This is a genomic window from Stenotrophomonas sp. GD04054, from assembly GCF_029836955.1.
GTDB classification, from domain to species: Bacteria; Pseudomonadota; Gammaproteobacteria; order Xanthomonadales; family Xanthomonadaceae; genus Stenotrophomonas; species Stenotrophomonas maltophilia_A.
Genome location: NZ_JAOECR010000034.1, coordinates 40,427 through 54,647, shown reverse-complemented (window position 1 = coordinate 54,647; position 14,221 = coordinate 40,427). Strand labels below are relative to the sequence as shown.

9 protein-coding genes are annotated in these 14,221 nt (G+C 68.3%); 7 read left to right on the top strand and 2 right to left on the bottom strand.

Translation table 11 applies throughout. The features are described from left to right. Positions 1 to 107: 107 nt before the first annotated feature. Positions 108 to 992, bottom strand: a complete 885-nt coding sequence (locus N7573_RS15395; RefSeq protein WP_279913465.1) for an energy transducer TonB — start codon at positions 990 to 992, stop codon at positions 108 to 110. Then, positions 992 to 1,939: a glutathione synthase gene (gene gshB / locus N7573_RS15390; protein WP_012511876.1), complete on the bottom strand. Its 948-nt coding sequence runs from the start codon at positions 1,937 to 1,939 to the stop codon at positions 992 to 994. Before gshB ends, N7573_RS15395 begins: the two co-directional genes overlap by 1 nt. Positions 1,940 to 2,178: 239 nt before the next feature. Between gshB and pilG the strand changes: the two genes are divergently transcribed. The 7 genes from pilG (at position 2,179) to N7573_RS15355 (ending at position 14,150) form a co-directional block, all read left to right on the top strand. Continuing rightward, a complete protein-coding gene (pilG, locus tag N7573_RS15385) occupies positions 2,179 to 2,580 on the top strand; it encodes a twitching motility response regulator PilG (RefSeq protein ID WP_005418455.1) in 402 nt (133 codons plus the stop codon). Between the two features lie 18 nt (positions 2,581 to 2,598). Next, on the top strand, positions 2,599 to 2,961 hold the full coding sequence (locus N7573_RS15380; RefSeq protein WP_005410717.1) for a response regulator: 363 nt from the start codon (positions 2,599 to 2,601) through the stop codon (positions 2,959 to 2,961). Then, the gene (locus N7573_RS15375) at positions 2,961 to 3,491 is read left to right on the top strand and encodes a chemotaxis protein CheW (protein ID WP_005410716.1); all 531 of its coding nucleotides are present in this window, start codon (positions 2,961 to 2,963) and stop codon (positions 3,489 to 3,491) included. Before N7573_RS15380 ends, N7573_RS15375 begins: the two co-directional genes overlap by 1 nt. A 41-nt stretch (positions 3,492 to 3,532) precedes the next feature. Next, entirely contained in the window at positions 3,533 to 5,569 is a 2,037-nt protein-coding gene (locus tag N7573_RS15370; RefSeq protein ID WP_032130100.1) for a methyl-accepting chemotaxis protein, read from the top strand. Positions 5,570 to 5,669: 100 nt separating this feature from the next. Beyond that, positions 5,670 to 12,362 carry an Hpt domain-containing protein gene (locus N7573_RS15365; protein WP_279943213.1) on the top strand — a complete coding sequence of 2,231 codons (6,693 nt, stop codon included), beginning with the start codon at positions 5,670 to 5,672 and terminating at the stop codon, positions 12,360 to 12,362. Continuing rightward, on the top strand, positions 12,349 to 13,689 hold the full coding sequence (locus N7573_RS15360) for a chemotaxis protein CheB (protein WP_279912769.1): 1,341 nt from the start codon (positions 12,349 to 12,351) through the stop codon (positions 13,687 to 13,689). The genes N7573_RS15365 and N7573_RS15360 overlap by 14 nt, the downstream gene beginning before the upstream one ends. After that, positions 13,686 to 14,150 carry a chemotaxis protein CheW gene (locus N7573_RS15355; RefSeq protein ID WP_049400402.1) on the top strand — a complete coding sequence of 155 codons (465 nt, stop codon included), beginning with the start codon at positions 13,686 to 13,688 and terminating at the stop codon, positions 14,148 to 14,150. The genes N7573_RS15360 and N7573_RS15355 overlap by 4 nt, the downstream gene beginning before the upstream one ends. Positions 14,151 to 14,221: the final 71 nt, after the last annotated feature.

The following is a 14,221-nucleotide window of genomic DNA, read 5'->3' as shown; positions in this document are numbered from 1 at the left end:
CCACACCGCCCCGCCAGGTCCGGCATCTCCGCCGCCGCTTCTGCTGTTGCTTCGGTTGTGGCCGTCGCCTCTGCGGGTCCCGGGCCGCAGGCCCGGGCGACAAAACCCTACCGATCGTCGTGCAGGGTGCCGCCCGGCAGGAACACCCACGTGCGGGTGACCTGCAGGATATCGATCTCATCCTCGGTCTTCGGCAACGGCGGGAACGGCTGCGCCAGCTTCACCACCCGCAGCGCCGCCTCATCCAGCAACGGCGTCCCGCTCGAACGCAGGATCCGGCTGCTTTCCACGCTGCCATCGCGGCGCACACCCACGCTGATCACCACCTGGCCACCCAGGCGGCGCTGCCGGGCCTCGTCCGGGTAGTTCAGGTTGCCGACGCGCTCGGCGCGATCGACCCAGGCACGCAGGTAGTTGGCATAGGCATATTCGCGCGTGCTGGCCGACACGAACTTGCGGTTCGGACGCTTGGCGTACTGCGCCGAGCGCAGGTGCACTTCGGCGGCCAGGCGCGCCATCTCCACGTCGCGCTGTTCGCGTGCGCTCAAGGGCGCATCCGGTTCGGGCTGATCCGGCGTGGGCCGGGACTGCGCCTGCGCGACCACCTCTTCGCCATTGCGGCTGCTGACCACCCGCGCCTGCGGCGGCGGAACCGGTGCGGCCGATTGCTGCTGCTGCGGAATCGGGCTGATTCCGGACTGGGCCTGCGGCACGATGCCGGCCTGGTTGTCAAGCGGACGCTGTGCGCGGTCGTGTTCGCCACCGCCTTCCTGGTTGGCTGCGGCCAGGAAATCAGCCTGCTTCGGCGTCAGTGCGGTGCGGGTCTGGCTGAAGATCACTTCCAGCGTCGGCACCAGCGGTGCATCGCCCTTCACGGCGAAGCCCACGCCCAGGATCAGCAGGGCGTGGACCAGCACCGACAGCGCGATGGTCGCCCCCAGCCGTTGCGCTTCGCGCGGCGGCGGGGGCAGTACGGCAGGTGCGGCAGACATCAGCGCAGGCCGGCCTCGAGTGCGTCGAACAGGGTGCCGGCAATGTTCAGGCCGTACTGTGCGTCCAGTTCGCGCACGCAGGTCGGGCTGGTCACGTTGACCTCGGTCAGGTAATCACCGATCACGTCCAGGCCGACGAAGCGCATGCCGCGACGCTTCATCTCCGGCCCGACCTGGGCGGCGATCCAGCGGTCGCGCTCGCTCAGCGGGCGGCCTTCGCCGCGGCCACCGGCGGCGAGATTGCCGCGGAATTCATCACCCTGCGGGATGCGCGCCAGGCAGTAGTCGACGGGTTCGCCATCGACCAGCAGGATGCGCTTGTCGCCGGCGGTGATGTCGGGAATGAACTTCTGTGCCAGCGCCATCCTGTGGCCGCCGTCGGTCAGGGTTTCCAGGATCACATTCAGGTTCGGATCGCCCTGGCCGCTGCGGAAGATCGAGCGGCCGCCCATGCCATCCAGCGGCTTCAGCACGGCCTGGCCGTGTTCCAGGGCAAAGGCCTTCAGCGCCTTGGCGTCGCGGCTGACCAGGGTCGGCGGGCAGCACTGCGGGAACAGCAGGGCGGCAAGCTTCTCGTTGTAGTCGCGCAGGCCCTGCGGGTTGTTGACCACGCAGGCACCGGCAGCGGCGGCCACATCCAGCACCTGGGTGTCGTAGATGTACTCGGCGTCGACCGGCGGGTCCTTGCGCATCAGCACGATCTGGCCGGGACCGAACTCGGTACGGCTGAACGCACCCAGCTCATACCAGCCGGCCGGGTCGTCGCGCACCTGCAGCGGTGCGGTCTGGGCCACCGCCACGCCACCTTCCAGGGCCAACCCGCCCGGGCGCACGTAGTGCAGGGCATGGCCGCGGCGCTGGGCTTCCAGCAACATGGCGAAGGTGGTGTCCTTGGCGATCTTGATGTGGGCGATGGGGTCCATCACCACGATGACGTTCAACGGCATGGGCGCACCTGTCTGGCAAGGCGTTGATGGTAGCGGCAACGCCGGTCGCGCGCCTCCCCGCCGTACTGCAACGCTGCGTCCGCCCGGCGCCGCGCACGCATTGCGAAACCCGTCACGTTCAGGAGGGTGCCATGCCCCACGCCACGGGGCGGCCTTGAAGCGGGCGCGGAAAGTGCGATATAGATACGCTTTCGTAGCGGCCCCCGACAGAGATCGGGCCGTGCGCTTGGGGATAGGCAATGACTGAAAACACGACTGCGGGCGGGGAACTCGCAGGACTCCGGGTGATGGTCATCGATGATTCGAAGACCATCCGCAGGACTGCGGAAACGCTGCTCAAGCGCGAAGGCTGCGAGGTGGTCACCGCCACCGACGGCTTCGAAGCACTTGCGAAGATCGCAGACCAGCAACCGCAGATCATCTTCGTCGACATCATGATGCCGCGCCTGGACGGCTACCAGACCTGTGCGCTGATCAAGGGCAACCAGCTGTTCAAGGCGACCCCGGTCATCATGCTGTCGTCCAAGGATGGCCTGTTCGACAAGGCGCGGGGACGCATCGTCGGCTCGGAGCAGTACCTGACGAAGCCTTTCACGCGTGAAGAACTGCTGGGTGCCATCCGCACATACGTCAACGCCTGACCAGGGGGGAAAGGCACAATGGCTCGTATCGTTCTGATCGAGGATTCACCGACCGACCGCGCGGTGTTCACCCAGTGGCTGCGCCGTGCCGGCCATGAGGTGCTGGAAGCGGACAACGCCGAGGATGGACTGCAGCTGGTCCGCGACCAGGTGCCGCAGCTGGTGCTGATGGACGTGGTCCTGCCCGGCATGAGCGGCTTCCAGGCCACCCGCGCGATGGCCCGTGACGCAGCGATCAAGCACATCCCGGTGATCATCGTCAGCACCAAGGCGATGGAAACCGACAAGGCATGGGGCCTGCGCCAGGGCGCAGCCGATTACATCGTCAAGCCGCCGCGCGAGGATGAACTGATCGCGCGGATCAACGAACTGGTGGCCTGATGCGCTCGCCCTTCGACATCCTCGAAGCCTATGAACGGCGCAGCCTGGCCCATGCGGTGCAGCTGCCCGAGCGGCAGTTCGCCCAGGACCTCTGGCGTGGCGTGGGCTACCGCGTCGGCCAGCGCCGGCTGGTGTCCGATTTCCGCGAAGTGGTGGAAATCGTGCCGATGCCGCCGGTGACCCCGGTGCCGTGCGCGCAGCCGTGGCTGCTGGGCGTGGGCAACCTGCGCGGCAACCTGTTCCCGGTGGTCGACCTGAAGTACTTCCTGGAAGGCACGCGCACCGTGCAGCAGGAAGGCCAGCGCGTGCTGATCATGCGCCAGGCGGGTGGCGACGTCGCGCTGACCATCGATGAACTGTTCGGCCAGCGCAGCTTCGAACTGGACCAGCAGATCGCGGCCGGCACGCTGGCCGAAGGACGTTACGGCCACTTCGTCGATCGCGCCTTCCACGCCGACGGCCACGACTGGGGCGTGTTCTCGCTCTCGCTGCTGTCGCGTACCCCTGAATTCCGGCAAGCCGCGGCCTGAGGCCGGGCATCGCCCCCTGCATTGAAGATCGAGGTTGAACGATGAGTACTGCTTCGGACGCCACCAAGACCGGCAAGCTGCGGCTGGGCGGCAGCAACCTCTGGTTGTTCCTGCTGCTGGCATCGATGATCCTGTTCGGCGTCAACACCGGCGTCGCCACCTGGCAGGGCAGTCGCCTGGCCGATGCCGGCTCCAAGGCGGCCGACCTGCAGGTGCTGTCACAGCAGCTGGCCAACCAGGGCCGTGATGCGGTGGGCGGCAACGCGCAGGCGTTCACCGCCTTCAAGGCCACCCGCAACGCGATCGAACAGAACGTGTCGACCCTGCAGGGGCGCTACGGCAAGGAACCGGGCGTGTCCGGTGCGATCGCCACCCTGGCCGAGACCTGGGCGCCGCTGGGCAAGCAGGCCGGGCAGCTGGTTGCCAGTGAACCGGCGGTGCTGGCGCTGGCCGGCAATGCCAACAACTTCACCGGCGCGGTGCCGGGCCTGCAGGCCCAGCTGAACGAGCTGGTGCGCGCGATGTCCGCCTCGGGCGCGCCGTCGTCGCAGGTGTACAGCGCACTGCAGCAGGTCGTGGTGGCCGGTTCGATGGCCCGCCGCGTGACCGAAATGCGTGCCGGTGGCAGCGCCGCTGCCACCTCGGGCGATGCACTGGCACGCGACATCACCGTGTTCTCGCAGGTGCTCGACGGCCTGCGCAACGGCAACGAGGAACTGGGCATCACCGCCGTGCGCGGTGCCGCCGCCGTGGCCGCGCTGGAGCAGTCGCAGCAGAAGTGGGAAGCAATGAAGCAGGACGCCGATGCGATCCTGGCCAGCTCGCGCCAGCTGTTCGCCGCCCAGTCCGCCGCCACCGCGCTGGGCCAGGGTTCGGCGCACATGCTGGACGACAGCCGCAAGCTGTTCGAGGCGTTCTCCTCGTTCGGCTCGGTGTCCGATACCCGCCTGTTCCCGAACTTCTGGATCGGCGTGGTCTCCGGTGCGCTGTCGCTGATCGCGATCATCGGCTTCGTCTCCACCAACGTGCGCAGCCGCTCGCGCGAGCAGGAACTGCGCTACCAGACACAGGTGGAATTCAACAGCCGCAACCAGCAGGCGATCATGCGGTTGCTGGACGAAATCTCCTCGCTGGGTGAGGGCGACCTGACCGTGAAGGCCTCGGTGACCGAGGACATGACCGGCGCCATCGCCGACGCGATCAACTACGCGGTGGACGAGCTGCGCCACCTGGTGACCACCATCAACGACACCTCGGCCAAGGTCGCGCTGTCCACCCAGGAAACCCAGGCCACCGCCATGCAGCTGGCAGAGGCGGCGGGCCATCAGGCCAACCAGATCACCTCGGCCTCGGACCGCATCGGTGAAATCGCGGCGAGCATCGAACAGGTGTCGCGCAACTCGGCCGAGTCGGCCGACGTGGCACAGCGCTCGGTGGTGATCGCTGCCGAAGGTGCCGGCGTGGTGCGCGAGACCATCCAGGGCATGGACCAGATCCGTGACCAGATCCAGGAAACCTCCAAGCGCATCAAGCGCCTGGGCGAGTCGTCGCAGGAAATCGGCTCGATCGTGGAACTGATCAACGACATTTCCGAGCAGACCAACATCCTGGCATTGAACGCGGCGGTGCAGGCGGCTTCGGCCGGTGAAGCGGGCCGCGGTTTCGCGGTCGTGGCCGACGAAGTGCAGCGCCTGGCAGAACGCACTTCGGGCGCAACCCGACGCATCGAGAACCTGGTCCAGGCCATTCAGGCCGATACCAACGAAGCGGTCACCTCGATGGAACAGACCACCGCCGAAGTGGTGTCCGGTGCACGCCTGGCCGAGGACGCCGGCACCGCACTGACCGAAATCGAGCGCGTGTCCAATGCACTGAACACCCTCATCAAGAACATCTCCATCGCCGCCCAGCAGCAGTCGGCTGCGGCCTCGGACATCACCCGCACCATGGGCGTGATCCGGCAGATCACCGGCCAGACCTCGCAGGGTGCCGGGCAGACCGCCGAATCGATCGGTCACCTCGCGCAGCTGGCGGCCGACCTGCGTCGTTCGGTCGCCGACTTCAAGCTGCCGGCGTGACGCGGGCAGGGCGGCGAGCAAGGAACCAGTCGATGAAGCATTTCCATTCCCCACGCCAGAACTCGCGCGGCTTCCGCGCGGCGGCGAACGGAGCGCGTCCATGAGCAGTCTGCGCGATGCGATGAGCCACGCAGCGCTGGGCTGGGTCAAGCCCGAGCTGGACGAGACCCTGCGCCAGGTGCGCAACGAGGTCGAGTACTACGCGGAAGACCCGGCCGATGCCAGCCGCATGCGCATCTGCGCCGGCTACCTGCACCAGGTGCAGGGCACCCTGCGCATGGTCGAGCTGTACGCCCCGGCGATGGTGGCCGAGGAGCTGGAACAGCTGGCCAATGCCATCGGCGCCGGTAGCGTGGCTGATCGGGATGAAGCCTGCGCGACCCTGATGCGCGGCAGCGTGCTGCTGCCCGATTACCTGGAGCGCCTGCAGAACGGCCACCGCGACATTCCGATCGTGCTGATGCCGCTGCTCAACGAAATCCGTGCCGCGCGTGGCGAAGAGGGCGTGCATGACAGCGTGCTGCTGGCGTTCGCGCCGGACAGCGTCAGCGCCACCGAGGCCGAGCTGGACCATGCCCGGGGCAGCCTGAGCGGGCGCAACCGCGAGCTGCTGGATACCGTGGGCAGCGCGGTGAAGGAAGAACTGCTGCGCATCAAGGATGCGCTGGACCTGCACCTGCGTACTGGCGGTGCGCCCGAACAGCTGCAGACCCAGGCCAACGAACTTGGCGCCGTGGCCGATACGCTGGGCATGATGGGCCTGGGCGTTGCCCGCGGCGTGGTCGTGCAGCAGCGCGATGCGCTGCGTGGCGTGGTCGAAGGGCGCCAGCAGATCGACGAGAACCTGCTGCTGGATATCGCCGGCGCATTGCTCTACGTGGACGCGTCGCTGGACGACCAGGTCGCCCATCTGGGCGCCGGCGGCAGTGGCGAAGATGACCCCAGCGCGGTGGAGAACCGGCGCACGGTGGAGGTGCTGGCACATGAGGCCATCGCCAACTTCGCCGCCGCCCGCGAGCATTTCGTCGCCTTCATCGAAACCAGCTGGAACCATGCCGAGCTGCAGGACGTGCCGCGCCTGCTGGGCGATGTGTCCGGTGCGCTGCGCATGCTCGACCTGAACACCGCCGCCGATTACCTGCGCGGTGTGCAGCAGTACATCGAAGCCGAGCTGATCGGTCGCCAGCGCGTGCCCAGTGGCCGCCAGCTGGACACCCTGGCCGATGCCATGGCCAGCCTGGAGTACTACCTCGAGGCTCTGCGCGACCGCCGCCCGGGCCGCGAGGACATCCTCGACATCACCCGCAGCAGCCTTGAAGCGCTGCGCTATTGGCCGTTGCCGGACCGCAATGCGGTGGAGCCTGTTGCCGCCGCGCCGATTCCGTTCGCATCGCTGCTGGTGGACCGCGAGCCGATCGCGCTGCAGGCCGAGCCGGTGCAGCCGGAGCCCATCGAGATTCCAGTGCAGCCGGCCGCGCCCGCCGCCGGCACGGTGCCGGTGCCGCTGCCGGACTTCACCTTCGATCCGCCACCGGCCGCGCCTGCACCGGAGGTGGTGGACAACCGCCTGATGTTCGGGGCGCTGGGGAGTGTCGCCTCCACACCGCTGTCGCTGCATGACGACGCGGATGCACCGCTGGTCTTCGCCGCCTCCAGCGCGCCTGCGCCCGAGGTACCGCAATGGGATCTCGCACCGTTCCATCCGGACTCCGAGCCGACCGCGAGTGCCGAAGACGAGCGCAGTCCGACCTTCGCCAGCTTCGACCCGGTCAGTTTCGAACGGGCCGAAACCAGCGTGGAACCGGCGCCGCAGTGGACACTGTCGGGGGCAACACCGCCGGCATTGGCCGATGTGGCTGTGATGGATGTCGAGGACGACGTCGACGCGTCGGTGCCCTTTGACACCGCTGACGTTGCCGCGCCCGTGTTCGACCCGGTGGCTGCCGAGCACGATGTGGTCGCCGCCGGTGACGACGTGGTGTTCCGTTTCGACGCCGATGCGCTGGACAATGCCGACGACGTGCTGTCGCTGCACGCGATGGAGACGCTGTCGCTGGACGACGACGCCGGATTGCACCCGGCGCTGGAGATCGTCGATCCCGCTGCATCCGTGCGGGTGGACGAAAGCCCTGTGGTTGCCGAAGCGGACGCGGTTCCGGCGGATGTGCAGGAGGAGGTGCCCGCGCCGATGGCCGAGGTGCTGACGCCGGTCTCCGATGCACCGGCACCGGCGGTGTCGGTGATTGATATCGACACCATCGCGCCGATCGACTTCAGCGAAGCCGACGCGCAGTTCTTCGCCGAGCTGAGCGCCGCGGCGGCCGATTTCAATCCGCAGGCCATGGCGGCTCCACCCGCTGCGGACATCCCGGTCGTGGCCGGCACCGAGACCGGCTTCGAGGCCGGCTTCGACGACGATGCCGAGAACATCGACGAGGACATCCGCGAGGTGTTCCTGGAAGAGTTCGACGACGAGCTGGCCAACCTGGGCACGCTGCTGCCGGCATGGCGCATGCAGCTGGACAACATGGACCGGCTGCGGCCGATCCGCCGCATCTTCCACACCCTCAAGGGCAGTGGCCGCCTGGTGGGTGCACGCACCCTGGGCGAGTTCGCCTGGAAGATCGAAGGCATGCTCAATCGCGTGCTCGATGGCAGTCGCCCGGCGACTCCGGCGGTGCTGGCGATGATCGACAACGCCCATGCCGCGCTGCCGCAGCTGAACGCCGCGCTGCGCCATGGCCAGCGCATCAGCGTGGACCTGCAGGCGATGCAGGCCATTGCCGATCGGGTCGGTGCCGGCGAGGAGACCTTCTACGTGCCGTTGCCGGCTGCGGCCGCACCGGCAGCGACACTGGCCGAGTCCGAAGGCGAAGACGAAATCAGCCGCCTGCTGGAAGCCGAGGCCGCTGCGTCGGCGCAGGCCGATGCCACGGCGGTGGCGGAAGACGCCGGTACCCCGGCCAACATCGACAGCGTACTGCGCGAGATCCTCGAGGCCGAGGTCGAAGTCCACCAGGCGACCCTGCAGGAATGGCTGCGTTCGGCGCAGCAGGCACCGCAGCCGGTCAGCGACGCACTGCTGCGTGCGGTGCACACCATGAACGGCGCCTTCGCGATGACCGAAGTGCCGGAAATCACGGCGGTCACCGGCGGTGCCGAGTTCTACATCAAGCGTGCACTGGCCGCCGACGTGGTGCCTGGCGACGAGGGCGTAGCCGCACTGGATGCGACCGCGCAGGCGATCACCGCGACCATGGAAGCGCTGCAGGCCGAACAGCCGCGGATTGTTCCGCAGGGCGCGCTGGTGCAGCGGCTGCAGGCATTGGCCGGCGAGCTGCCGGAAGCGCGCTGGCCGCTGTTCGCGCTGGAAGACGAGGACGAAGAGGGCGTCGAGCTGGCGCCTGATGCCGAGCAGGCATCCGCGGCCGAAGCGCCGCTGGCCGGGCTGGACACGCTGGACGAAACCAGCATGCCGTCCGCTTTCGATGCGGCGACCGATCTCATTGCCGAGCCGCAGTCGCATGCCGAAGATGCGCTGGAACCGGTTCCAGCTGCAACCGGGCTGGAGGCGCTGGACGTCGCAGCCGATAGCGGCCTGGACGTGGGTGAGCTGACCGCCAGCGACGATCTTTCGCGTTACTTCGACGCCGGCTGGCCGTCGGTGCCGGGCGAAGGTGAACCTGCCGCGGACGACACCGGCGCGATTGAATCGATCCAGCCGATTGAACGTGCGCCTGATGTTGCCCAGCACGAATCAGATGCCGTGCCGGCGATCGCGACGGTCGACGACGCTGACCTGACCATGGCGGACGATCTGTCGCCGTACCTCGATGCCAGTGCGCTGCCGGTGGATGACCGCGACGCGGAAGAGTTGCCGGTGTCTGCGGAAGTTGACGCGATCGACCTGAATACGCCGTTGCCGTTTGATTCGGGCAGTGACGATGACAACGTCATTGACGACGCTGCTGCACTGCCACTCGACAGCGAGCTGTCGAGCCTGCAGGATGAAATGGCTGTGCCGGGTTTTGCAGAACCGGTCACGCTGGCAGCCGCGCTCGAGGCCGGCCTGCACGTGATCGAGGAGGAGCAGACCCTGGACGACGACGGGCAATGGCCCGTGATCGGCCTCCAGGCCAGCGAACTCGCGCCGGGCGAGGCAGATGCCTTTGCCGAGGATGCGGACGTCGGCGGGGAGGCGGCGGTCGGTGAAGGAGAGAGCGCCGATCAGCCGTCCCCGGCGACGGTGATTGAGGAGATCACCGCGGAGGCGCCGCAGGGCGGCACTGCTGCGGTGCGCTTCTTCGAAATGGAAGACGCACCGGGCCAGGGCACGGTCGATACCGATGCACAGGTTGCAGCGACCGACATCGTGCCGCGTGCGCCGCACCACGAGCAGGCACCTGTTGCGGCGGATGCCGAGGACGGCGCCGATGCACTCGACTTCAGCGTGTACGACCGCGAGCTGGTCGATATCTTTGTCGAGGAAGGCAAGGACCTGCTCGACCACTGCGATGGCCTGATCAGCGAGCTGCGTGATGCGCCGCAGGACCGCGAGGTGCTGGCCGGCCTGCAGCGTGATCTGCACACCCTGAAGGGTGGCGCACGCATGGCTGGCATCAATGCCATCGGCGACCTTGGCCACAGCATCGAATCGCTGCTGGAGGCGGTGGCCGCTGGCCGTACCGAGATCGAACGTCGCGACGTGCAGCTGCTGGAGCGTGGCTTTGACCGCCTGCACCAGCTGCTCACCCGCACCGGCGCGCACCGCGTGGTGGAGCCGGCGCAGGATCTGGTCGAAGCCTTCGAGGTCCGCACCACCATCGATATCGCCGCAGCCGCTGCGGCCGCGCGTGCGGCCAGCGAGATCGAGACCGTGCCCGCACAGGCCGCGGGCCCGCTGGCGACCCCGATCGAAGCGCCGCTGTCGGCTCCGCTTCCGGCCGAGGGCGTGGTCGATGAAGATCCGCTGGCGCGTCCGCAGCAGGAGCAGGTGCGCGTGCGTGCCGACCTGCTCGACCGCCTGGTCAACCATGCCGGTGAAGTGGCGATCTACCGCTCGCGGCTTGAACAGCAGCTGGGTGCCTTCCGTGGTGCCATGGGCGAACTGGAGCGCACCAATGCGCGACTGCGCGACCAGCTGCGGCGACTCGACCTGGAAACCGAGGCGCAGATCGTCGCCCGCTACCAGCGCGAGCAGGACCAGGCCGACCAGAAGTTCGATCCGCTGGAGCTGGACCGCTTCTCCACCCTGCAGCAGCTCAGCCGTGCGCTGAACGAGTCGGCGGCCGACCTGGGTGGCCTGCAGGGCGTGCTGGACGATCTGTCGCGCCAGTACGATTCGCTGCTGCAGCAACAGTCGCGCGTCAGCTCCGAGCTGCAGGATGGCCTGATGCGCGCGCGCATGGTGCCGTTCGATGGCCTGGTGCCGCGCCTGCGCCGCGTGGTCCGCCAGTCCGGCATGGATACCGGCAAGCAGGTCCACCTGACCCTGGAAGGAACCCACGGCGAACTGGACCGCAACGTCCTCGACCGCATGGTCGCGCCGCTGGAACACATGCTGCGCAACTCCGTGGCCCATGGCCTGGAAGCGCCGGAACAGCGCCGCGCCGCCGGCAAGCCGGAGGAGGGCGAGATCGCCATCCGCCTGCACCGCGAAGGTTCGGAAATCGTGCTGGAAGTGGCCGATGACGGTGCTGGCCTGGACCGCGAGGCGATCCGCCGCCGCGCCATCGACCGTGGCCTGCTGGCCGCCGATGCGCAGCCGAACGAGCAGGAGCTGGACAACCTGATCTTCGCGTCCGGCTTCACCACCGCCGACCAGGTCAGCCAGCTGGCCGGTCGTGGCGTGGGCATGGACGTGGTGCGCAACGAAGTGCGCCAGCTCGGTGGCTCGGTCGACATCCAGTCGGTGCGGGGCCAGGGCGTGCGCTTCACCCTGCGCCTGCCGCAGACGCTGGCCGTCACCCAGGCGGTGTTCGTGCAGATCGGCGAAACCACCTTCGCGGTGCCGGTGGCCTCGGTCAGTGGTATCGGCCGCCTGTCGCGCGAGCGTTTCGAAGCCGCCGACAGCAGCTACCGTTACAGCGGTGAAGACTATCCGCTGTACGACCTCGGCAGCCTGGTCGGGCAGGCCCCGGCGCGTGCCGATGGCCAGGACCAGGTGCCGCTGCTGCTGGTCCGTGCCGGTGATCTGCGTGCCGCCGTGGCGATCGACCAGGTGCTGGGCAACCGCGAAATCGTGGTCAAGCCGGTCGGCCTGCAGATCGCGTCGGTGCCGGGCATCTACGGCGCGACCATCACCGGCGATGGCCGCGTGGTGGTGATCCTGGACGTGGCGCCGCTGGTGCGCCGCTTCCTCGCCAACCCGACGCTGCCTGTGCTGGCCAACGCACCGCGCCAGGAGCGCCAGGTGCCGCTGGTGATGGTGGTCGACGACTCGCTGACGATGCGCAAGGTCACCGGCCGCATCCTCGAACGCCACAACTTCGAGGTCAGCGTCGCCCGCGACGGCGTGGAAGCGCTGGAACGCCTGGAAGAGCGCGTGCCGGACCTGATGCTGCTGGATATCGAGATGCCGCGCATGGATGGCTACGAACTCGCCACCGCGATGCGTGCCGACCCGCGCTACAGGGACGTGCCGATCGTGATGATCACTTCGCGCAGCGGTGACAAGCACCGCCAGCGCGCCTTCGAGATCGGTGTCCAGCGTTACCTGGGCAAGCCGTACCAGGAACTGGACCTGATGCGTAACGTGTACGACCTGCTGGGGATCGCCCGTGTCCGTGAGTGAAACCCAAGCGGCTCCGGCCGTGGCCCTGCTGGCCCGTCCCGGCGCGGCGCGTGAGCGCCTGCGTGAGGCGTTGTCGCACGCCGATGTGCAGCTGGTGCTGGAAGATGATCCCAACACGCTGGAGGCGCGGGTCCTGCAGGAGGCGCGCCCACAGTTCGTGGTGATCGCGCTGGAAGCCGCCATCGAGGACGCCTTGGAGCGCCTGGAAGCGGTGCTGTCCGCACCGGGTCTGACCCTGGTCTTCGACGAGGCCGAACTGGCTGCACGTCGTGATGGCTGGGAGGCTCAGCGCTGGGGCCGTCATCTGGCCGCCAAGCTGCATGGCCACCAGCAGGTGTTGCCGCCGGGGGCCGAAGAAGAACCCAGCCTGCAGTTGGAGCCGGGCCACCCGGCACCGCCACCGGCGCCGCAGGAAGAAGCGCTGCAGCCGCACCTGGAGCAGGCATTGAGCTGGGCCGACGAGGTCCCCGCTGACACTCTGTACTCGCCGCCTGTACAGCTGCACGAACCGATCGCGCTGGAACAGGCGCTGGCGGCCTTGCAGCCGGTGGTGCCTGAGCGGCTGGAGGCCCCCGCACTGCCGTCGCTGGCAGAGACCGCGTCCGCAGCACCGCCGCTACCGCCGGTCTCCTTCGACCACACCGCCTGGTCGCTGGTCGAGGACGAGGCCGATGCCTCGGCAACCGCTCCGCACCACGCTGCGGTGGAGGCTCCGCTGCCTTCCTTCGATACCGGTCATCTGAGTCTGGTCGATCTGGATGCCGCAGCGCCCGTGGGCGCACGCGCCGGATCGCTGCTGGTGCTGGCCGGCATCGGTGGCCCGGATGCGCTGCGTCGCCTGCTCGGCGCGCTGCCGCCTTCGCTGAGCGTGCCGGTCCTGGTGCACATGCGCCTGGATGGCGGGCGCTACGGAAACCTGGTCAAGCAGATGGCACGCGTGTCGCCGTTGCCGGTGCAGCTGGCTGAAGCCGGCCAGCGTGCAACTCCGGGTGAAGTGCACGTGCTGGCCGATGACATCGGCGTGCAGGCAGCCAGTGACGGCCTGCATTTCGTCAGCGACGCGCAGGGCATTGCGATTGCCGCGCTGCCAGCTGACCACACCGCGCTGGTCCTGCTCAGCGGCGCTGACCTTGCGCATGTTGGTCCGGCGCTGGATCTGGCCGCCGCCGGTGCATGGGTGGCCGGGCAGGTGGGCGAGGGCTGCTACGACCCGGCTGCAGCCACGGCGGTGGTTGCTGCCGGCATGGTGGCCGGTGAACCGCAGGAACTGGCGCAGGCGATTGCCGCGCGCTGGGGTGAGCAGGACGACAACGGAGAAGCACCATGAGCTATGCCAGCAATGACGAAATCCGTGGCGTCCTGATCCAGGCTGGCAACGCGCGCGTGCTGCTGCCCAATGCCACCGTGGCCGAAATGATGTCGCGCGTGCCAGTGCAGCCGGTCTCCGATGCGCCGCGCTGGCTGGTCGGCAAGATCGGCTGGCATGGCTGGCAGGTGCCGCTGGTGTCGTTCGCACGTCTTTCGGGACTGGGCGAAGAAGCCGTGGGCGGCCACAACAAGGTGGTGGTGCTGAAGGCCCTCAGCGGCAACGCGCAACGCCCGTACTACGCCCTGCTGACGCAGAACTTCCCGCAGCTGATTTCGGTGCCGCGCGACGGCCTGCTGGCTGACGCCTCGGAAGAAACCCTGCCGGACATCGTGCACATGCGTGTGCTGCTGGGCGAGCAGAGCGCGCTGCTGCCGAACCTGGACGCGCTGGAAGCCGCGCTGGATTCGCTGGCGGCCTGATCGGCAATCCGCCGGTCGGGTTCCCGGTAGTGCCGGCCGCTGGCCGGCAACCTCATGATCCCTTGGATGCC